Origin of the sequence: Streptomyces sp. NPDC001381 (assembly GCF_042895685.1) — a bacterium.
In the GTDB taxonomy this organism is placed as follows: Bacteria; Actinomycetota; Actinomycetes; order Streptomycetales; family Streptomycetaceae; genus Streptomyces.
Genome location: NZ_JBIAWO010000006.1, coordinates 286,851 through 308,242, shown reverse-complemented (window position 1 = coordinate 308,242; position 21,392 = coordinate 286,851). Strand labels below are relative to the sequence as shown.

General features: G+C 72.1%; 15 protein-coding genes. 3 read left to right on the top strand and 12 right to left on the bottom strand.

What is annotated here, in order from left to right:
• Positions 1-84: 84 nt before the first annotated feature.
• The 4 genes from ACFY2L_RS27270 to ACFY2L_RS27255 all read right to left on the bottom strand — a co-directional run bounded on the left by ACFY2L_RS27270 (position 85) and on the right by ACFY2L_RS27255 (position 4,805).
• Positions 85-1,479 (bottom strand): S41 family peptidase, encoded by a 1,395-nt coding sequence (locus tag ACFY2L_RS27270; protein ID WP_390823692.1) that lies wholly within the window; start codon positions 1,477-1,479, stop codon positions 85-87.
• A gap of 383 nt (positions 1,480-1,862) precedes the next feature.
• Entirely contained in the window at positions 1,863-2,645 is a 783-nt protein-coding gene (heR, locus tag ACFY2L_RS27265) for a heliorhodopsin HeR (protein ID WP_390823691.1), read from the bottom strand.
• Between the two features lie 360 nt (positions 2,646-3,005).
• Positions 3,006-4,028 (bottom strand): TerC family protein, encoded by a 1,023-nt coding sequence (locus ACFY2L_RS27260; protein WP_390823690.1) that lies wholly within the window; start codon positions 4,026-4,028, stop codon positions 3,006-3,008.
• A 159-nt stretch (positions 4,029-4,187) separates the two neighbouring features.
• On the bottom strand, positions 4,188-4,805 hold the full coding sequence (locus ACFY2L_RS27255) for a universal stress protein (RefSeq protein WP_390823689.1): 618 nt from the start codon (positions 4,803-4,805) through the stop codon (positions 4,188-4,190).
• A gap of 157 nt (positions 4,806-4,962) precedes the next feature.
• Between ACFY2L_RS27255 and ACFY2L_RS27250 the strand changes: the two genes are divergently transcribed.
• Positions 4,963-5,307: a helix-turn-helix transcriptional regulator gene (locus ACFY2L_RS27250; protein WP_390661564.1), complete on the top strand. Its 345-nt coding sequence runs from the start codon at positions 4,963-4,965 to the stop codon at positions 5,305-5,307.
• 110 nt (positions 5,308-5,417) lie between these two features.
• Here ACFY2L_RS27250 and ACFY2L_RS27245 read toward each other — a convergent pair whose 3' ends face one another.
• On the bottom strand, positions 5,418-5,939 hold the full coding sequence (locus tag ACFY2L_RS27245) for a universal stress protein (protein ID WP_390823688.1): 522 nt from the start codon (positions 5,937-5,939) through the stop codon (positions 5,418-5,420).
• Positions 5,940-6,464: 525 nt separating this feature from the next.
• Here ACFY2L_RS27245 and ACFY2L_RS27240 point away from each other — a divergent pair.
• Together ACFY2L_RS27240 and ACFY2L_RS27235 are read left to right on the top strand one after the other, a co-directional pair.
• Positions 6,465-7,097 (top strand): 1,4-alpha-glucan branching protein, encoded by a 633-nt coding sequence (locus ACFY2L_RS27240; protein ID WP_390823687.1) that lies wholly within the window; start codon positions 6,465-6,467, stop codon positions 7,095-7,097.
• A 329-nt stretch (positions 7,098-7,426) separates the two neighbouring features.
• Complete coding sequence (locus ACFY2L_RS27235) at positions 7,427-9,622, top strand: ATP-binding protein (RefSeq protein ID WP_390823686.1); 2,196 nt, start codon at positions 7,427-7,429, stop codon at positions 9,620-9,622.
• Between the two features lie 84 nt (positions 9,623-9,706).
• On the opposite strand, the gene ACFY2L_RS27230 is transcribed toward ACFY2L_RS27235, so the two are convergent.
• From ACFY2L_RS27230 to ACFY2L_RS27200, 7 genes are all read right to left on the bottom strand, one after another.
• Positions 9,707-11,284: an FAD-dependent monooxygenase gene (locus ACFY2L_RS27230; RefSeq protein ID WP_390823685.1), complete on the bottom strand. Its 1,578-nt coding sequence runs from the start codon at positions 11,282-11,284 to the stop codon at positions 9,707-9,709.
• Entirely contained in the window at positions 11,284-11,850 is a 567-nt protein-coding gene (locus ACFY2L_RS27225) for a hypothetical protein (RefSeq protein ID WP_390661569.1), read from the bottom strand. The genes ACFY2L_RS27230 and ACFY2L_RS27225 overlap by 1 nt, the downstream gene beginning before the upstream one ends.
• 319 nt (positions 11,851-12,169) lie before the next feature.
• Positions 12,170-14,575 carry a SpoIIE family protein phosphatase gene (locus ACFY2L_RS27220; protein WP_390661638.1) on the bottom strand — a complete coding sequence of 802 codons (2,406 nt, stop codon included), beginning with the start codon at positions 14,573-14,575 and terminating at the stop codon, positions 12,170-12,172.
• 379 nt (positions 14,576-14,954) lie between these two features.
• On the bottom strand, positions 14,955-19,226 hold the full coding sequence (locus tag ACFY2L_RS27215) for a HAMP domain-containing protein (RefSeq protein ID WP_390823684.1): 4,272 nt from the start codon (positions 19,224-19,226) through the stop codon (positions 14,955-14,957).
• Positions 19,227-19,508: 282 nt separating this feature from the next.
• The gene (locus tag ACFY2L_RS27210) at positions 19,509-19,919 is read right to left on the bottom strand and encodes a nuclear transport factor 2 family protein (RefSeq protein WP_390823683.1); all 411 of its coding nucleotides are present in this window, start codon (positions 19,917-19,919) and stop codon (positions 19,509-19,511) included.
• Between the two features lie 2 nt (positions 19,920-19,921).
• Positions 19,922-20,731 (bottom strand): MBL fold metallo-hydrolase, encoded by an 810-nt coding sequence (locus ACFY2L_RS27205; RefSeq protein ID WP_390823682.1) that lies wholly within the window; start codon positions 20,729-20,731, stop codon positions 19,922-19,924.
• Between the two features lie 163 nt (positions 20,732-20,894).
• Positions 20,895-21,389, bottom strand: coding sequence for a MarR family winged helix-turn-helix transcriptional regulator (locus ACFY2L_RS27200; protein ID WP_390823681.1), 495 nt, complete (start codon positions 21,387-21,389; stop codon positions 20,895-20,897).
• Between the last annotated feature and the right edge of the window lie 3 nt (positions 21,390-21,392).

Genomic DNA, 21,392 nt, shown 5'->3' with positions numbered 1-21,392 from the left:
TGCCCCGGCCGCGTTTGCCACCCGCATGGACGCGCTCTGGCTCCGGTGGGGGCCCGGCTGTCCCCCAGTCCGCTGCCAATTGCGTCAGCTCGTGGTGCCTTGCGTCAGCTCGTGGTGCCTGTGGTTCCGCAGGACGTTCAGAGCCCTGTTGAAGGCCGAGTCCCTCTTCTCGTCGAACTCCTCCTCGGTGAAGACCGGCTCGGTGAGGTGCGGCGGAATGCCCGTGCCGTCGAAGGTCCTGCCCGACCGGGTCAGGAACTCCTCGTTCGGCAGCCAGGCCGACATGCCGTTGGGGAGCTTGCGCAGCATGACGTCCGAGAAGACGCCCTGTGTGGGCTGCCCGATCCGGACCGTCTTGCCGGGCCGGTCCATGAGGGCTTGGGTGAAGGTCTCTCCCGCGCTGACGGTCGAGCCGCCGGTCAGCACGGCGACTGGTCCGGTGTAACGGGGACCTTGGGCGGGCGTGACGTACGCGGGCTGGGGGCGAGTGTGCCGGGTGGGGTCTGCGGGGTCGTTGCGGGCCCGCTTGGAGTAGGCGAGGTAGGGGGTGTCGGTGAGGCGCTCGGCGATGTGGATTCCCAGGGCGTCGGAGCCGCCGCCGTTGATCCGCAGGTCGATGACGAGGCCCCGCAGGCGCTGGGTGCGCTCCTGGCTGAGGACCGTGTCCAGTGCCCTGTCGAGCTCGGCCGACTGGGCGGCGTAGGGGGCGCCGTCGCCCGCGTATCCGCCGAAGCCGGAGATCCGCACATAGCCCTGCCCGCCGGGGAGGTCGGCGTAGGTGATCCGCCCGTTGGCGAAGTCCTGGAGGTTCCGGGCGTCCTTGAGGTCGTGCGCCACAATGAACTTCTTGACCTTGGTGTCCAGCTCCTGGGTGGGCAGGACGGTGCCGGGGCGAACCTGCGCGAAGACGCGGTCGCCGTCCTGAACGGCGACGTGGGCGTCGTGGAGCGGCTTGACCATCTCGCTGAACATGGCGAAGAGCTCGTCCCTGGTCGTCTTCGCGTGCGCCTCGGGCCGGTATTGGTCGCGTACGGCGTGCCAGTCGATGCCCTTGGCGGCAAAGAAGGGGTAGTTCTCCTCGAAGGACTGCCAGAAGACGTCAAAGGCAGCGAGCGGACCCTTGGCGCCCGGACGGATGCAGGCGTCGGGCAACTCCGGGATCCGGCGCAGGTTCCGGTCGCCGACGGAGCCGTCCACCCGCATGGACCCGCGGTCGCGGCCTCCTGGGGTGCGCACCGTGAGGACAGTGCCGTCGGACGTGGTGTAGGTGCCGGGGCCGGTCCGCCGCGCGGAGTCGCCCTTGAGACAGCTGACGGCGGTGGTCTGGTACTCCTGGAAAGTTCCGTTCCGGATCAACAGCACTGTGCCGTAGCCATCCATGCGCCAGATTCCGTCGGTGGTCGGCTGGTGGGCGGTGGCGGCCGGCGCGGCGTGGCCGGCGAGGGCCAGTGCGACGACGGTGGCCATGACAATACGCACGATCTTGCCTTCTCTGTAGGCGACTTGCTCGGGACAGCCCCACGGTCGCCGACACGGCGTCCTCGCGGCCATCCGGCTGTCCGGTTGATCGAGGGTGGGGCCGGCCCCCTGCTACCGGCGGTACTCGGGGGCGATCGCGTTGAGGGACCGACCAGCGCGGACCGTGCCGTGCCACTGGTGGGCTCTCGTACTGTTGTCAGATCCCCGTGGAGCCCAGCCTGCTGGTGCCGGTGTGTGACTTCCAGCGGCGTATCGGCTCCACGTTCCGCCGGTCTCGTTGAGCAGGCGGGTGGTGATCCGAGCCCTGACTCGCGGACTCGGCTCCCAGGCGCACACTCTGCCGATGCGTCAGCCGCACCGTCCGAGCGCAGGTTGAAAGAGGTTCAGTCAGCCAGCGAGCCGGCGAAGATCTGCCACGCCAGGAGTGACTTCGCCACGAGGCTGAGGACCAGGTAGGCCTTTTCACCGTACGCGTAGTCGGACCACCGGCCGACTCCGCGGTACTGGAGCCACTGGTTGAGACCGAAGCTGAAGAAGAGGGCGGCCTGGACGAGAACGATTCCGTACACGAAGCCGGGGACGGTCTCGGCCGCGACGGTGTTGTACGCGATCGAGACCCACGGCGTGATGCCGACCAGCGTCCCGAACCAGAACGGCAGCATCGTGGTCCTCGCCCGCCCCGGCGGGTTCATCACCTCCTCGAGCCAGCCGAAGAGAATCATCCCGACATTGGCGCCGACGACGGCGATGACGGCATTGAGGCTGGTGATGCCGGCGTAGAAGCCGATGAGGAGCACCATCAGGGTCGCGCTCAGCGCGTACTCCAGCCACCGGAAACGGTTGATGCCACGTCTGAGGTCGCGTTCGTAGGTGCCGCGGCACACCGTCGCCGTCAGCAGGTGGTCCACGGCCGCGAGGGTGAGGAAGACGGCGACGGCCCAGCCGATCGGCACGTCGAACAACGCTTCCGGGGCCGGCGCTGCCGTTCCCGGTGGCCCCTCGGGAACGGAGGAGGTGACGGTGATCGAGAAGCTTCCGGCGAGCAGGACGATGGCGATGGCTTGGAGCAGGTGCAGCAGCGTGAGCCCCAGGTTCCACCTGCGGAGCCCGGCGAGGCGCTCGGCGGTGACACCGGTGGCCACCGGGGTGCCGTCCGCTCGCTTCACATTTCCTCCCAGTGGCCGGCGCCGCGGTACGTCAGCATGGTCGTACCCGTCCGGCCGGGAAACGCGGCAGTCACGCCACCGCCCCGCCGGAAAGTCGCCCGAGTGGCGCCCGGGAATCCGCCGCACCCGCTGATCCCCGGGACGGCCCGCGGAGCCCACCGGGATCTCCCCCGGGACGATGTGGCGCGGGCCGGCGACGGGGCCCGATGTCGAGCGCGGGTGCCGGGGACGACGAGCCCTTCGTGCCGCACCGTGTCCGGCAGCCGGCGTGACAGTGGGGTGCGCGAGCCGCGCAGAACTGCGCGCAGCCACCGGTCCGGCTGAGCTGGACGTCAGGGGGCCCGCCGGGGCCGAGGGTGATCACGAGTCCGTGTGGTGCGTAGGAGTGGAGGACGCGGAGCGGGGGTGGCCGGCCGGGGCGGGCTCGGCGCGGTCAGGGGTGCCGTCGCCGTCCTGGTCGCGGGTGGCGACGAGGGACCAGACGATGGACACGGTGATGGTGACGGCGATCACGCCGAGGGTGAGGGGGATGGGCAGCTTGCCCACGGGGGTTTCGGACAGGATGAGCTTGACGCCGGCGAAGGCGAGCAGGACCGCGAGCCCGTAGTGCAGGTACTGGAAGCGGCGCAGGAGTCCGGCCAGGCAGAAGTACAGGCTGCGCAGGCCCAGGACGGCGAAGGCGTTGGCGGTCCATACGATGAACGTGTTGGTCGTGATGGCCAGGACGGCGGCGACGGAGTCGACGGCGAAGATGAGATCGGTGGCCTCGATCGCGACCAGGACCACGAACAGCAGCGTCGCGATGCGCTTGCCGCTGACGCGGATGAAGAACTTGTCGTCGTGGAACCGTGGATCGGTCGGGATGACTTTCCTGACCAGACGGACGACCGGGTTGCGGTCGGGGTGGACTTCCTCGTCCTTGGAGACGGCCATCTTCCAGCCGGTCCAGATCAAGAACGCGCCGAAGAGGTAGGCGGTCCAGAAGAACACCTGCAGCAGCCCGGCGCCGATGAAGATGAACACCAGCCGGGCCGCCAGCGCCCCGATCACCCCCCAGAACAGCACCTTGTGCTGGTAGGCGTCCGGAACGGCGAAGAACGAGAAGACCAGCGCGAACACGAAGACGTTGTCGATCGACAGGGCCTTTTCGATCAGATAGCCCGCGTAGTAGGTCGATGACGCCTCGCCGCCTTGCCAGGCCCAGAGGACGAGGCCGAAGCCCAGGCCGACGGCGATCCACAGCCCGCTCCACAGCGCGGCCTCGCGAAAGCCGATCACGTGGTTGTCGCGGTGGGCGATCAGGTCGACGGCGAGCATCGCGCCGATGCCGACGGTGACCGCGGCCCACACCCACAGAGGGACGGCGAACGACAGTTCATTCATGGTTGATCGGCTTCCTGGGACGGAGGGCACACGGAAGGGAAGAGGAGGGGCCGGTGGTGCGGCGGCGCGGGCGCATCGCGAGCACGACGCACACTCCGCCGGCGGTCGGGTCCACCAGCGCCGGCAGCCACCCCGGCGCGGGCGCGGTCAGCCCGTCCATCACGCCCCCTCAGCCACCGGTCGGGCGGCAGTGGGAAGGCGGCGCTGGGCGAGCGTCCACACGTTGCGCACCCCGGCCGGGGACAGAAAGGCCGTTCTCAGGCCGGCGCCGGCGACGGGCACCGTGGACCGGGTGGGGGCGACGGCGTAGACGAAGGGTCCGCCGCGTACGGCGGAGGCTTCGATGAGGCTGTGCGCGTCCAGACCGGCCGGACCCCGGCTGGAGGCGACCACCAGCGGTGAGTGGTGCCGGACGGCCAGGGCCAGCACCCCGCCCGCGACCGGCAGTCGCGGCTGCCCGCCGCCCTCGGCCGGGACGCGGTGGGCGACCGGGATGTAGCCGACCCCCGCGCTCCGCAGCCGGGGCAGCACGCGGGCCAGGAACACCCGGGCCGCCTGCGCGTCCACGCGGGAGCGGTGCGGAGTCTGCTGCTGGTGGGGCAGGACGGCGACCAGCAGCACCGGTGCCTTGCGAGGGGCGGCCAGGCGGACGGCGGCGTCCACCACGGCGAAGTCGTCGGGCCGGCCCGCCACCAGCACGGTGACCGGGTGCGGCAGGGACAGCGGCAGCACCGGTGCGCCGGTGGCGGCGGTGCGGGGCGCGGTCTGGGTGGACATCGTGGCCCCCTTTCAGCGGGGTCGAGGGGGAGTGGGGGTGTGTTCAGCGTCACCCGCCCTCCTGATTCCCGTCGAGAGTTACGCGAAAACTTTTTCGGCAATATATTTTCGCGAAAGGGTCTTGGTCATGCGAAGGCGGCTTCGTATGATGAGGGTCATGGCCCAGCCTTCTGCCGCGCGCGGCGACCAGTGGACGTTCCTGACCAATCACGCCCGCGTCCTGATCGCCCTCGCCCGCGACCCGGAAGCGCGCGGACGTGACGTCGCCGACCTCATCGGCATCACCGAACGTGCCGTGCAGCTGATCGTCGCCGACCTCGAAGCGTCCGGATATCTCACCCGCACCCGGGTGGGCCGCCGCAACCGCTACACCATCGACCCCACCGTCGCCCTGCGCCATCCGACCGAGTCCGACCACCCCGTCGGCGACCTGCTGGCCACCTTTCTGCACCGCGAGGACACCCCCGCCGCCGATACCGACACAGAGCGCGCCACCTCGTAGGGCCACCTGCCCGGCAGACCGCCGCGGTGCCGCGGTGCGCGACATCAGGCCCCGGCCGCCCTCTCCCCGCAGGGCGGTTCCGGGGCCGGTCTCTTCCCCGGGTGCTTCCGTCAGGCGGGAGGGCAGGGCGCGGCCAGGGGCGCCCAGGGTGCCGGCGAGGCCGCGTGGACGAGCGGGCCGCCGCGGATCGCGGCCGCCTGCATCACCGTGCGCGCATCCAGTCCCTCCGGCCCGCTGCGCGAGACCACCAGCAGCGAGCAGCCATGGGTGACGGTCACGTCCAGCAGGCCCTTCGCCTCACACAGGCGCCCGTGGCGCTCGCCGGGGCGGTGGTAGACGGCCGGCTGGTAGGCGATCCCGGCACGGGCCAGGCGCGGCAGCGCCCGCCCCCACACCGCACGGGCCGCCACCCCGTCCGGGCGGGGCACCGTCCTTGGTGGCAGCGGGGGCATGATGGCGATCAGCAGCAGCGGCGCACCGCGGGCGGCGGCGAGCCGGACTGCGACATCCACCACGGCGGTGTCATCGAGGCGGTCGGCCAGGGCTGCGGCGACCGGGAACCGCGGACGCGGACGGCGGGGCGCGGCAGTGCCGCCCGGGGTGCGAGCGAGGGGCGGGCGGAGAGTCTTCATGACCGTCGCTCCTTCCAGCGGCGGGGAGAAGGGGCACTTCCAGCGTCCCCTCCTCAGGGAAAGCGCGTCAACATTTACGCGAAATTTTTTTCGCGTAAGAGGGATCGCACGTCTCGGGGTCCCCCGCCGCCGGCGGGCTCTCCGCCGGCAAGGTCCCGCGCTCTGCTTCCGTGTGCCCGCGCTCCGCGAGGAACTCGACGCCCTCGTCCCCGAGGACCGCCGCCCGGGCGCCCGTACCAGCCCGGTCCGCCCGTCGACGGACCGCAACCACATCCGGGACAAGACCTGGAAGGCCAGGTCGCCGCCGCAACCAAGGGCAACCCACGGCGGACGGCCGAAGGTCATCTACGACGACATGCTGCTGTTCACCCGCGCCCTCAAGGACATGGGTGCATCCGTCCCCGAGATCGCCAATAGGCTGACCATCAAGACCGGGAACGCCGGACAGCAGCGAGGAACAGACGGACGACGTCGTGGCGGCGCTGCGAAGTGCACATCCGCGCAAGGGAAAAGAGGATCCTCGGCATGGCTGTCATCCACCACACTTCCCTCAGGCCGACCAAGCTGGAACTGCTCACCACGTGGCTGCCCTCCCGGCCTTGGTACGCCGGCGGCGCGGGTGAACCGGAACTGGCCAAGGCCGGCGGCTTCCGGCTGGACGACCCGCAGGGCGAGGTCGGGATCGAGTTCATGGTGGTCACCGACACCTCCGGCACCCACCCGACCTCCTACCTGGTGCCGCTCACCTATCCTCGTCGGCACCATGGAGCACGGGTGCTGGGACGGCGCTGGGCCTACGACGGCTGCCACGACCCTGTGCTGGTCGCCCAGTTGCTGGCCCTGATCGAGGGCCGGGCGGCGGCCCAGGACCAGAACACCAGCGACGCCCCGGACCGGGAAATCACCCGCTCCTGCACCGGCGGCGGCCTCGCCCCCGCGGACTTCACCGCCCCGGCCACCGACGACCGGGAGGGCACCGAGCTGCCCGGACCGCGCGGCACGACCCTCCGTCTGCACCGCGTCCTGCGTCCCGCCCCGGACGGCGCGCCACTCCTGCCGCCGGACGCGACGGGCCACGTGGCCGGCGCCTGGCAGACACCGGACGGCGGCCGTGCGCGGGGGCTGTTCGTCGCCCTGCGCACCGGCCCGCACGCCTGAGCCGTTGCCGTGGATCAGATCACCGGCCCGGGACGGTCCGTCGGCCGGGCCGGTGGCGCGGCCTCCTCGGCCGGCCGTGACGTGATGGCCGCTCTCGGCGCCGGCGATCGGACCGGGGCGGATCGGCTCCCTCACGATGACGCGGCGCGGCCCGTGTCCTGACCGCCCGTCACCGGGCGACGGCGTACCGGCCCGAGCCGCGCGAGGAGGCCGGGACGAGATCGCCGTAGGCCCGACCCGGACGCCGGGCCGACGGCCCGCAGCACGTGGGGTCCGCGCGCCCGACGGTGCCGTGCCTCCCCGGGGCGGGCTTGGCTACCATGCGCGGTGTGAACTCAGGGGGAGCACGGCGGCTTTGGGCATTGGCGGGCGCGGCCGGGGCGTTCGCCGCGGTCGCCGCCGGATGGCAGGTGCTGGGCGATGTCGGGCTGATGCAGTACGCGTTCGCCGGGGTGACCGCGCTGTTCGGCGGAGCGCTCGCGTGGTTCCAGGCCGACGGCGCCGACAGAGGAGCGGCGCCGCGGCATCCGGTGCCGCGCGAACTGCCCCGTGACATATCCGACTTCACCGGCCGCTCCGACGAACTCGCCGAGATCGGCCGGTTGCTGCGCGGACGGGGCCGGCCCTCGGGGCCGCTCGTCGCCATCACCGGCAAGGGAGGTCTGGGCAAGACGACCCTCGCGGTGCGGGCGGCCCAGCGGGTCGCGGCCGACTTCCCCGACGGGCAGCTGTTCGTCAACTTACGCGGCTACGATCCTCTGCCCGCCGAACCGCCCGACGTGCTCGGAAACTTCCTGCGGGCGCTGGGCACGGACCCGCGCGCCATCCCTGACGCGCCGCACGACCGCGAGCAGTTGCTCCGTACCCTGACGGCCGGACGCCGCCTGCTCATCGTCCTCGACAACGCCAACGGGCCCCGGCAGGTGCGGCCCCTCCTGCCCGGCGGCCCGGACACCGCGGTGATCGTCACCAGCCGTGTCCCGCTGAGCAGCATCGAGGGAGCCCACACGATCGTGCTCGACCTGCTGGAGACCGACGAGGCCGTCGAACTGCTCGGCCGGGTCGCGGGACCAGCGCGGGTGGCGGACGACCCCGAGGCCGCGCGGCGCCTTGTCACGCTGTGCGGGCACATGCCGCTCGCCGTCCGCATCGCCGGGGCGCGGCTGGCCGAACGGCCGGACCTGCGTGTGACCGATCTCGCCGGCCGCCTCGCCGACGAGCGCGACCGGCTCGACCATCTCGAGATCGGAGATCTCGATGTCCGCTCCACCTTCATGATCAGCTATCAGGGTCTGTCCGACGCGCAGCAGCGGGCGTTCCGACTGCTCGGGCTCTTTCCCGGAGCCGACTTCGCGGCCTGGCCGCTCGCCGCTCTCATGGGCGTCGGGCCGCGCGAGGCGGAGCGCCACCTCGACGCGCTGGTGTCCGCGCAACTGCTCGACGCGACAGGCCCCGACGAGACCGGCGCCGCCCGCTACCGCTTCCACGACCTGCTTCGCGCGCTGGCCCGCGAGCAGCCCGAACCCGAGGCCGCCGCCGCGGCCGGCCGGCTCCTGGGCGCGTACCTCACGCTCGCGGCCGAGGCGGAGGACCGGTTCCAGCCCGGCGAGCTGCGCAAGACCGGTGCCCACCCGCGCCACGCGGTCGAGGCGGGGCACCGTGACGAACTGCTGCGCGACCCGGTCGCCTGGTTCATCGCCGAGCGGCACAACATCGTGGCGTGCGTGCGGTTCGCTTACGAACGCGAGCTCTGGGACGCGGTATGGGAACTCACCCACATCGCCGCGCCGTTCTTCGAGATGCTGGCCACGTGGGACGACTGGGAGGCGGCGGAGGAACTGGCGCTGGCCGGGTCCCGCCGCTCGCACGACCGCCGGGCCGAGGCGATCACGCTGTTCGACACCGCTGCGCTGTACCGCGACCTGGGCCGGCCCGACGAGGCACTGGCCGCGTACGAGGAGGCGCTGGCCGGGTACGAGGCGTCCGGGGACGAGCACGGCAGGGCCGCCGTCATGCTGGGGCAGGGCATCATCCACCGCAACCAGCGCGCGTGGGACGTCGCCGCGCAGCGGCTGAGCGACGGGGCCGAGCGGCTGCGGGCCGCCGGGGACCACCGGCTCGCCGCCCAGGCCCGGCGCAGCCTGGCGGTCGTGCGCTGCGGCCAGGGACGCGTCAGCGAGGCCATCCCCCTGTTCCAGGAGGCGCTGGCGGAGTTCCGGCGGCTGGGGGACCGGAGGGCCGAGGCGTACGCCTGGCGTGGCCTCGCGCAGGCGCAGCTCGACACCGACGATCTGGGCGCGGCGGCACGGTCGTTCGACAAGAGCCTGGAGCTGACACGGCAGCTGCGCGACCGGCGGGGCGAGGCCAGGGCCCTGCAGGGCCTCGGCAGGGTCAGCGCCGCCGACGGCGCGACCGCGGCGGCGCTGCGGCGTTTCGCACAGGCCAGGGTGATCGCCGACGAATCCCACGACCAGGTGCTCGCCAAAGAACTGGACAATGACGTCAGAGCCGTGCACGGGGCGTAGCCGCGTCGCAGCATCGCGGGCGGCCGACGGAAGCCTTGTCACCCCGTCGCTCCTCCGACGCCGCACGGCGTTTGCGCACCGGCCTCAGCCCTGGGTCTCCGCCGTCGCGCAGATCAGCGACAGCCAGTCGCCCAGCCCGGCAGCGGTGCCGGCGCTCGCGCAGCGGAAGCCGACATGGCCGTCCGGGCGGACGGCCACCACCCCGCGGCCCGGGCTGTTCGTCAGGCGCAGGACGGTGACACGGGGACCGAGCAGCTCGGGCGGTACCGGGTCGGCGTCGCGCTGCACCAGCAGGTGCACCCCCGGGCGGGCCAGGAGCGCGTGCAGCCGCTGCGGAGGCCCGCCGGTGCTGACGGTCGCGTCCGGGAGGCGGTCCCCCGGCCGGGGAGCGCCACGCAGGTGCGGGGTCCCCTCCACCGACAGGGGACTGTGCCGGTAGGTCACCCGTAGCTGGGAGATGAGACGGATGCCTTCGGCGACCAGCCGCCGCCGCGCCAGGAGGACCGGCACAGCCGGGGCGGCGCGCGCCGAGGCCACCGCCCGCAGCCAGGAGGGGATCCGACCGGTCGACGCCTCCGCCCAGAACGCCGTGTGCGTGAGGACCAGCCGTCGGCACGCGACCGGCCTGCGCTCCCGGTCGTAGGAGTCGAGGAGCGCCGTGGTGTCCCACCCGCTCGTGGACCCGGCGGAGCGGCCGGCGGCGAAGGCCAGCTTCCAGCCGAGATTCATCGCGTCCTGGATACCGGCGTTCATGCCCTGGCCGGTGGCCGGAGAGTAGTTGTGCGCCGCGTCTCCGGCGAGGAAGAGCCGCCCCCGGCGGAAGCGCCGGGCCAGGCGGTACTGCAACGGCACCCGCGCCGACCAGGCGAGACGCTCGATCCGTGCGTCCAGTCCGGCGTCGCCCAGCAGCCGCTGCAACTCGGCCTGGGGAACGGCGGGTCCGGGCTGGCCGAACTCCGGGCCGGACCCGCCGGGAGACGCCCGCGTGGCCAGAAGCCGCCAGGTGGCCTGTTCCCCCAGCGGGAAGAGCAGCAGCAGCCCCCGCCGCCCGGGGAACACCTCGGCGCCGGAACCCACCGGGTCGCCGTCGAGTTCGAGGTCGGCCAGGACCACCTCTTCGGGGTAGGGCCGGCCGTTCCACCCGACACCCGCGCAGGTCCGCACGACACTGGCCGGGCCGTCGCAGCCGCCGACGAAGGGGCAGCGGATCTCCTGAACGCCCTCCGGGGTGCGCAGTACGGCCCGCGCACTGGGCCCGTCGTCGCGGACGGTGACCAGCTCCGTACCCCGTTCCACGGGCACCCCCCGGTCGGCGAGCGCCCGTGCCAGCACCGTCTCGACGTCCATCTGCCGCAGGAGCGACAGGTGGGGGAACGCCGTGTCGGGCAGCGCGAGGTCGGCGAGACCGGCTCGGACGGCGCGACGGCCGAGGTGGAGGACGGCGCTCGGGGCGGTGTCCGCCTTCGCCAGCAGGGCGTCCGTGACACCGAGGGGACGCAGGACCTCCAGGGTGCGGGGGTGCAGGATGAGCGCTCGGGAGGGCCGGAACGCCTCGGGGCGCCGTTCGACGATCCTGACCCGTGCCCCGTGGTCATGTGCCTGCAGGGCCAGAGCGAGGCCGGTCGGACCGGCCCCGACCACGAGGACGTCCACCGCTGCCATCAGGCCGTGCCCCGGGTGCGCCACCAGGCCTCGGACTCGTCCGGGGCCAGGGCGCCGGCCGGCCCCGCCGCGGCGAGGAAGTCGGCGCGGCGCAGTCCGGGCAGGACGGTGTAGCGGACCGACCCGGGCACGCTGACCAGCGCCAGCACCCGCCACAGGGACCGCGCGTAGTGTTCGGCGCGCTCCGGGCCGTCCCACTCGTACACCCCGCGGTAGCGCGCGCGCTCGTCATGGGCCAGCCAGAGCTTCGAGGTGAAGCCGGGGAAACCGACGAACAGCGGGGTGTTCAGCAGGCTCTCCGCACGGAACAGGGCGTGTGCGCGTCCGCGGACCAGGCGCAGCCGGAAGGTGACGACCAGTGTGCAGGGATCCTTCGCCAGGCCGCTGCCGAGCCGGGTCTCCCGGTACACCCGGGCCGACGTGCCGTCGGCGAAGCGGAGGCGCGTCCCCTGCCGTTCACCGGACAGATGGACCCATTGCCGCGCGAGCAGCCCGAAGGTGGACAGGACGCACGCGGCCACCGACCGCCATGCCTCGCCGGGGGCGAGGGGCTTCTGTTCACCCACGCCGGCCTCCTCACGAAGAGCCGCAACGGGCGTACGGCTCCCACCCGTCCTGCCGTGCCTCCCGCAGGGTCGGCCGGCGTCCTTCCCCCACCACCCACTGTGAGGGAAAGCCACGTGTCCCGCGAAATGTGGTGCTGGTGCCGGTGCCCCCGGAAGAGCTGACGCCCGTGGCCTGACCGTGCCGGACACCGCCGGCTCCCCGCCCCGCAGGCGAGGACGACCGCAGATGCCCTCTGCCTGTCGGCAGGGCGAGGGTTTCCGGTCACTTTGGTCCGCGGGGCGGCCCGGTCACCGCGTCGGCGCCGGCACGAGACGCCGCTCACCCCACCCTTATGCCCACGATGCAGGTGTCGTCGTCGGTGTCCGACTTGCTGTAGGTCAGCAGGCGGTCCAGCTGGTGGTCGAGGGTGCTGGGCGCCGTACTGGCGGTGGTCAGCAGATGCGTCAGGGACTCCTCCACGGACCGGTCGCGGCGTTCGATCAGGCCGTCCGTGTACATCAACAGAGTGTCCTCGGGGGCCAGTTGGATCTCGGACTCCTCGTAGCCGGCTTCGGGTACCGCCCCGAGCAGCATGCCCTTCAGCAAGGGCAGGGGGGCCGCCTCGGTGTCCCGGACCAGCACCGGCGGCAGATGGCCCGCCCTGGCCCAGCGCAGCGTCCGCCGCTCGGGGTCGTACAGGCCGCACACCGCCGTCGCGGTGACGGCGCCCGTCAGATGGTGCGCCACGATGTTGAGCCACGACAGCAGCTGGCCCGGACCGGCTCCGGTCACCGCCAGGCCGCGCAGCGCGTTGCGCAGGACGACCATGCTGGTCGCGGCCTCGATGCCGTGGCCGGCCACGTCTCCCACGCACAGCAGCACCATGCGGGTCGGCAGGACGACGGCGTCGTACCAGTCGCCGCCCACCAGCTGCTCGGTCTCCGCGGGCCGGTAGCGGACGGCCACCTGGAGGTCGGGCACCTGCAACGGCGCCTGGGTGGGGGGCATGATGGCGTGCTGCAACTGCAGGGTCAGCCGGTTGCGTTCGGTGGCCTGCTGCTCCGTGTGCGCCAGCTGGTCACGGGTGGCGGCGAGCGCCACCTCGGTCCAGTGCTGGGCCGAGATGTCCTGGCAGGCACCGCGGAGCAGGAGCAGCCGGCCGCCGGTGTCGAGCACGGGTTCGGCGACGATCCTGATGTGGCGGGTCACCCCGTCCGGCCGCTGCAGCCGGAAGGCCGCGGCCGCGGGCCGCCGATGGTGCAGCAGCGTACGCAGGAAACGCCGGATCGAGACGCTGTCGTCCGGGTGCGCATGGGCCGGCAGTTCCTCCAGCGGCACCGGGACGCTCGACCGCGGACGCCCGTAGAGGTCGAACAGCTGCCCGTTCCAGGTGATCTCACCGGTCAGCAGGTTCTCCTCGAACCCGCCGATACGGCCGAGCCGCTGGGCGTGCTGGAGCAGGCTCGCCAGCCGCGCCGTCTCGTCCTCGATACGCCAGATGAGGAGTACGGCGCCGCCGTGCCGGCTGATGCTGATGTCCGCGACCGCCGAGAGGGCGACCTGGTCGACGAGCGCGGTGAGGTTCATCCGGCGGGCCCTGAACGGCTCGCCGGTGGCGTACACGCGCTCGATGCGCTGGAACAGCTCGCTGTCCCCGGCGGCCATCGGATAGGCCTCGAGGAGCAGCGCGCCGTTGACGACCGCCCGCGGCCGGCCGGCCGGGTCCAGGAAACGGTTGTTCACGTGCTGGATGCGGAAGTCCACCAGGTGTCCGGCACCGTCCAGGTAGGGCACCAGGACCAGCGCGGGATCGTGCAGCCCGTCGGCCAGATCCATCAGCTCGGCGGCGTCCGGCAGGATGCGCGGCTCCAGGGCCTCGTCCCGCGGCTGCGTACGCGTCTCCAGCGTGTGGGCGCACAGCTCGGCCAGGGCCTCCACCTGACGGACGATCTGCGGGGGCTGCGGCGCCAGGGGAGTGGGCCAGGCGATCTCCAGCACGCCGTGGATCCGTCCTCCGGTGCCGGCGGGCAGGGCCGCCCTGCCGCCGTCCGGATGCTGGTGCAGGCCGATGCTGGGCAGTCCGGTCTGCCCGAGGGTGGTGATCCACTGCCCCTCGCGCTCGGTGAGGCCGCGCCGCGCCACCGTCACCACGTCCGGTGGGACGTAACGCCAGCGCGCGGCCTCGGCCGGTGAGAACCCGGCGCTGCCCGCGAGGGACAGCGACCCGTCGGAACCCGCGGCCCAGATGGCCACGGCCACCGCGCCGAGCGGGCGCAGCGCCTGCTCCAGCAAGGCGTCGGCGACGGCCTGGGTGTCGTTCGCGGCCAGCGCGCCGCTCTCGGCCGCACGCAGGCGTACGGCGGCGGACTCGGACTCGGACTCGGACTCCGCTTCGGCGGAGACCCTCGTCGCGGCGATGAACGCGTCCGTCACCTCGGACATACGGTCCCGGGCGGCCTGGTTGATGACGTCGACCGCGAGTTCCAGCAGGGTGACCTGGGCCTGCTCGGCCAACTCGGCCAGCTGGCGGGCTGCCTGCGGCGGCCCGCACTGCAGCCGTTCGACCAGGATGCCCTTGGCGAGCTCGATCAGGGCACGGCCCTCGGCCTCCGCCTGGGCGGCCCGCACCTCGCGGCTGAGCCGCTCCACGACGGCCGCCAGCCTGCCGACCGGAGAGGCGGGCGAGGCGCCCAGTGGATCCGCGGCCGGCCCGTCCGGAATCACCGACAGCACGTCGGCGGTCATCGCCAGCTCTTCGGCGGTGATCGACGCGCCGTCCGGAAGCTCCGACAGTCCGTCCGGGATCTCCCACGGTTCGCCGGTGGCCGCCGACGGCCCGCCCGGGGTGACCGACGGTTCCCCGGCGGTCGCCGAGGGCCCGCCCGGGGCCGGCGAGTGGTCGTCGGCGGTCGCCGACGGCCCCTCCGGAGCGACCGGCGGGACGGAGGACGGCGCCGGGGCGGCGGCGGACTCGAGCCGCGGCTCACCCGCCTGACCCGGTTCACGCTGATGCTCGGACATGCTCACGGCGTGGATGCTCCTCGGCTGGAGGGCCCTGGGGCGCGGAACGGAAGGCGCTGTGGGGCGCCCGGCCCGCCGGTGGGCGGGACGGGCACCGGTGTCCTCATGCGGGCAGCCAGCGTCGGACGCAGGCGATGAGGTCGTGCGTGTCGACGGGCTTGGTGACGTAGTCGCTGGCGCCCGAGGCGAGGCTCTTCTCCCGGTCGCCGGGCATCGCCTTCGCGGTGACGGCGATGATGGGCAGCTCGGCGTACTGCGGCATCCTGCGGATCTCGGCCGTCGCCGTGTAGCCGTCCATCTCCGGCATCATCACGTCCATCAGCACGAGCGCGACGTCCGGGTTGTTCACCAGCGTCTCGATGCCCTTGCGCCCGTTCTCGGCGTGCAGGACCCGGAAGCCGTGCATTTCCAGGATCCCGCTGAGCGCGAAGAGGTTCCGCGCGTCGTCGTCGACGACGAGGACGGTACGGCCCGTCGGCACCTCCTCCACGAGAGGCGGCGCCAGAGGCTGCGGCTCCTCGGGCCGGACCAGGGACAGCACGTCCCCGGGTTCCTCGGCGGACAGATGCAGGGCGATGCGCTCGCGCAGTTCGTCGAGACTGGACAGGACCTCCAGCGCCCCGCCCGCCGAGCGGGTCCGCAGCGTCTCCTCCAGCGGCGCGTCCGTGCGGTGGCCGCTGTGCACCAGCACCGGAACACTGGCCAGCGCCGAGTCACCCTCCAGCGCCTCGAGGAAACGGGAGGTCTCGCCGTCCCGCATGCCCCGCTCCAGGACGACGCAGTGGCACGGATCGGCCGCGAGGGCGCCCGCCGCCTCCTGCGCGCCGACGGCCGTGATGATGTCGACCGCGGGCCGCTGCCCGCCGTCGTCGCGGCCGTGCGTCAGATCGGCGACGACGCTCTCCGCGACCAGCGTCAGCAGACCCCTCGGCCGCTCCTCCACGACGAGCAGCCGCCGCGGCCGCGGCCCGGGCCCGATCCGGGGCACCGGCGCCGGCCGGGACGACCCCTCGGGCAGAGGCTCCTCGGAGGCCCGTTCCAAGGTCCGGCCGTGGTTGATCAGTTCCTCGAAGTCGGGACGGGCCACGGGCAGGAAGAGCGTGAACGTGCTGCCCTGGCCGGGCGTGCTGTCCACCGTCACGGCACCGCCGAGCAGATGGGCGATCTCCCGGGTGATGGACAGACCGAGACCGGTGCCGCCGTACTTGCGGCTCGTCGTGCCGTCCGCCTGCTGGAAGGCGCCGAAGATCGTCTCCAGGTGCTGCTCCGGGATGCCGATGCCGGTGTCCTTCACCCGGAAGGCCACCACGGCCCCGCCCCGGATCACCCCCTCGGGCACCTCGTCGTCCGCCGCCGGTTCGATGCTCAGCTCCACGCCGCCCTGCTCGGTGAACTTCACGGCGTTCGACAGGAGGTTGCGCAGCACCTGGCGCAGCCGGGAGTCGTCCGTGAGCAGGTCCGCGGGCGCCCCGGGAGCGGTCGTCACCGTGAAGTCCAGGCCGTTCTGCGTCGTCATCGGCCGGAAGGTGGCCTCGACGTACTCGATCAGCTGCCGCAGTGCCACCCGCTCGGGCGTGACGTCCATCTTCCCGGCCTCGACCTTCGACAGGTCGAGGATGTCGTTGATGAGCTGGAGCAGGTCCGAGCCGGCGGAGTGGATGATCTGCGCGTACTCCACCTGCTTGGGCGTGAGGTTGCGGGAGGGGTTCTGCGCCAGCAACTGGGCCAGGATGAGCAGGCTGTTGAGCGGGGTGCGCAGTTCGTGGCTCATGTTCGCCAGGAACTCCGACTTGTACTTCGAGGCCAGCGACAGCTGCTGGGCGCGCGTCTCCAGCTCCTGTCGCGCCTGCTCGATCTGGAGGTTCTTCGCCTCGATGTCCCGGTTCTGGGCCACCAGCAGCGAGGCCTTCTCCTCCAGCTCCGCGTTGGACCGCTGGAGTTCCTCCTGCTGTACCTGCAACTCGGCCGAGCGGGACTGGAGTTCACCCGTCAGACGCTGCGACTCGACCAGCAGCTCGTCGGTACGGGCGTTGGCCACGATCGTGTTGACGTTGACGCCGATGGTCTCCATCAGCTGCGCCAGGAAGTCCTGGTGGATCTGGGTGAAGGGGGTCACCGAGGCCAGCTCGATGACGCCGAGGACCTGGCCCTCGACCACGATCGGCAGCAGCACCAGCGCGCTGGGCACCACCTGGCCGAGCCCCGAGGAGATGGTCACGTAGCCGGGCGGAAGTTCGTCCACCATGATGGTGCGCCGGCTGCGGGCCGCCTGGCCGACCAGGGTGCGGCCGAAGGCGATGCGGGTGGGCCGGCCGGCCTCGTCGGGGTAGCCGTAGGAGCCGACGAGCCGCAGTTCGGGCCCGCCGTCGCCGTCCTCGGCCAGGTAGAAGGCGCCGTACTGCGCCGACACCAGGGGAACCAGCTCGTCCATGATCAGCTCGGCGACCACGGGCAGGTCACGGTGGCCCTGCATCAGGCTCGAGATCCTGGCGAGGTTGGTCTTGAGCCAGTCCTGCTCCTGGTTGGCGCGGGTGGTCTCCCGCAGGGACTCCACCATGGAGTTGATGTTGTCCTTGAGCTCGGCGACCTCGCCGGACGCCTCCACGGTGATCGAACGCGTCAGGTCGCCCTCGGCGACGGCACTCGCGACCTCGGCGATCGCGCGGACCTGCCGGGTCAGGTTGCCCGCCAGCTCGTTCACGTTCTCCGTCAGACGCTTCCAGGTGCCCGAGACGCCCTCCACCTCGGCCTGTCCGCCGAGGCGTCCTTCGGTGCCGACCTCGCGGGCGACGCGGGTGACCTCGTCGGCGAAGGCGGAGAGCTGGTCGACCATCGTGTTGATGGTCGTCTTGAGCTCCAGGATCTCGCCGCGCGCGTCCACGTCGATCTTCTTCGACAGGTCACCCCTGGCCACCGCGGTCGTCACCAGCGCGATGTTGCGCACCTGGCCGGTGAGGTTGTTGGCCATCGAGTTGACGTTGTCGGTGAGGTCCTTCCACGTGCCGGCGACGTTGGGCACATGCGCCTGTCCGCCGAGCTGTCCCTCGGTGCCGACCTCGCGGGCGACGCGGGTGACCTCGTCGGCGAAGGCCGACAGCGTGTCGACCATCGTGTTGATGACCTCGGCCAGCGCCGCCACCTCGCCCTTGGCCTCGACCGTGATGCGCTGCGACAGGTCGCCGCGTGCCACGGCGGTGGCGACCTGGGCGATGGAACGGACCTGGCCGGTCAGGTTGGACGCCATCACGTTGACGTTGTCGGTGAGGTCCTTCCAGGTTCCCGACACACCGCGCACCTGGGCCTGTCCGCCGAGGCGTCCTTCGGTGCCGACCTCGCGGGCGACGCGGGTGACCTCGTCGGCGAAGGCGGAGAGCTGGTCGACCATCGTGTTGATGGTGTTCTTCAGTTCGAGGATCTCGCCGCGGGCGTCGACGGTGATCTTCTGGGAGAGGTCGCCCTTGGCCACGGCGGTCGCCACCAGGGCGATGTTGCGCACCTGGCCGGTGAGGTTGCCCGCCATGAAGTTCACCGAGTCGGTGAGGTCGCGCCAGGTTCCCTTGACGCCCTTCACGTCCGCCTGTCCGCCGAGGCGTCCTTCGGTGCCGACCTCGCGGGCGACGCGGGTGACCTCGTCGGCGAAGGCGGAGAGCTGGTCGACCATCGTGTTGATGGTGCTCTTGAGTTCGAGGATCTCGCCGCGGGCGTCGACGGTGATCTTCTGGGAGAGGTCGCCCTGTGCCACCGCCGTGGTCACCTGGGCGATGGAGCGGACCTGGCTCGTGAGGTTGCCCGCCATGTGGTTCACGGAGTCGGTGAGGTCGCGCCAGACACCGGCCACACCGGGCACCTGGGCCTGTCCGCCGAGGCGTCCCTCGCTGCCGACCTCGCGGGCGACGCGGGTGACCTCGTCGGCGAAGGCGGACAGCTGGTCGACCATCGTGTTGACGGTCTCCTTCAGCTGCAGGATCTCGCCGCGGGCGGGCACGTCGATCTTCTGGGAGAGATCGCCCTTGGCCACCGCCGTGGCCACTTGGGCGATGTCGCGGACCTGGGTGGTGAGGTTGCCCGCCATGGCGTTGACCGAGTCCGTCAGGTCGGCCCAGGTGCCCGAGACGCCCGGCACCTCCGCCTGTCCGCCGAGCGTGCCCTCGGTGCCCACTTCGCGGGCCACGCGGGTGACCTCGGAGGTGAACACGGACAGCTGGTCCACCATGCCGTTGAAGACCTTGGCGATGTCTCCCATGAGGCCGTCGGCGTCGTCGGGCAGGCGGGTACCGAAATCCCCGTCCCGTACGGCTGTCAGGCCCGCCAGGAGCCGCCGCAACTCTTGATCGCCCGGCACCGCTTCCACGACGCCGGCGCTGTTGCTGGTCATGCGCACCCTCGTTCCGCTCCCCAGGAGTCCTCCCTACCGAGGACTCGGAACCCCCCCGGACCGCTTCGGCGGCCCGGTTGCTGTGCTGGCATTTCCGCAGTTCACGGATCTGCGCGATGAAGAAATACGCCGCAGGCTAACCCAGGTCCGGAGCGCGGAACAAAGTGTCGGGCCAAGTCGGGAACCGAGGGGAATCAGACGGGGAGGATCGTGCATGCCCCCGCGGAACCGGGGTACACGAGCAGGTTTTGGTCGGCGCCTGCGTCCCGACGGCCCGCCACGTCAGTCGCCCGCGGCCTGGCGCACGAGGGCGGTGTCGACGAACTGCTCGAAGCGGACGATGAGCCCGCCCCGTACGACGAAGTGGTGGGCGACGCGGACACCGAGCGGTGTCCCGGTCGCCTTGTTGACGGCGGTGTAGCGGGCCAGGACGACGACGTTCTCGCCGTCGACGACATAGGTGTCGTCGTGGGCGGTCCAGTCGTCCCAGTCCTGGCCGAGCCTCTCCATCACGTGTGCCGTGACGCCGTGAGGGGTGCGGTAGGTGCCGGCGAGGGGGAAGCCGGCCATCTCCGTCCACTCCACGTCGGGGGCGAGGGTGGCGCGCAGGGCTTCCAGGTCGCCGGCGGCCGAGGCCAGGTACTGGCGGCGCACGACGTCGGCGGGCGCGGTGGAGATGGCGAACTCGCTCATGGTCAGCCCCACTTCATCTCACCCTTGGCGACCTTCGCGCCGATCTGGGCGGCGATCAGCATGCCGTGGTCCGGGTAGCGCCCGACCAGCGCCCCGGTGAGCGCGGCGCCGTCGGCGGCCTCGGCCAGCTCCTCCTCGAAGGCGAGCAGGTAGGCGCGGGTGGCGCGGATGGCGGAGGCGTCCGCCGCGGTGCCGGGCAGACGGTGGCCGGGGACGACCAGCTCGGGCCGGAGGGCGGCCATCTCGTCGAGCAGGCCGATCCAGGCGGCGCGGTCGCCGGGGGCGGGGGTGTCGGCGACCCAGACGTGCTCCTGCTGGAAGAGCAGGACGCCGCCGAGCAGGGCGCGGTGCTCGGCCTGCCACAGGTAGTGGCGGTCCGGCAGCGCGGCCGGGCCGCCCCTGAGCTCGAAGCGGTGGCCTTCGAGGGTGAGGTCGCCGGTCAGCGGGGTGAGGTCGACCAGGCGGGTGGGGAGGTTCGGGCCGAGCGCGGCCCACGCCTTGAGCTTGCCCTCGTAGGAGTGCCGGATGTGCTCGACGACGAGCGGGGTGGCCACGAAGACGGCGTCCGGGAAGGCGTCGGCGAGGACTTCGGCACCGAAGTAGAAGTCGGGGTCGCCGTGGCTCACGAAGACCGTGGTCAGCGTCTTGCCGGAGTCGAGGATCTCGGCGGCCAGCCGGTGGCCGTCGGCTCGGGTGAAGCCGGCGTCGACCAGCAGCGCCTCCTGCTCACCGGTGACGAGCGTGGCGGTCTTGTTCCTGCTGCCGGCCGGGAAGTCGAGGTCGAGGATCTTGAAGGAGAGAGCGGTGCTCATGCGGGACTCCTTGCGGGGGTGCGGGTCGGGACGAGGAAGGGTGCGTGAACCATCACCTGACAAAACAGTAACTGACTAGTCAGGTATTTTCCTGCGCGTCTGATGAAGCGCGCCGCACAGCTGCGGCGTGGCCGATGCGTCGGCGGGCGCGGCGGTGCGCGGGTCAGGGCAGCCGGGGGAGGAGGTCCCGAGCCGTATGGCTGAGGATGCGCAGGTCCTCCGCGAACCGCTCACGGTCCGCCTCCGGGAGCGGGTCCACGAAGAAGCGCCTGATGTTCTCCACATGGATCGCGGACGCGCGGACCGTCGTCTCCTCGCCCAGCGGGGTGAGCCGCACCAGCTTGGCGCGCCGGTCGGCAGGGGACTCCACGCGGATGACGAGCCCGGCCGCCTCCATGCGGTCCACCAGCCGGGTGGCCCCGCCGGTCGTGAGCACCTGTTCCTGGGCGATGGCGCGCATCGACAGCCCCGGCTCGCCCGCCCGCCCGAGGATCAGCAGCACCTCGAACGTCAGATGGCTGATGCCGCACTCCTCCTCGAGCGCCCGTCCGAGGATGTACTCCAGCCGGTTGGCCGCCCCTTGGAGCCGCCCGAACGCCAGGATGAGTCCGTGGTCGGCGGCCTCCTTGGCCGTCCTGATACCTGCCTGCTCGCTCAAGTC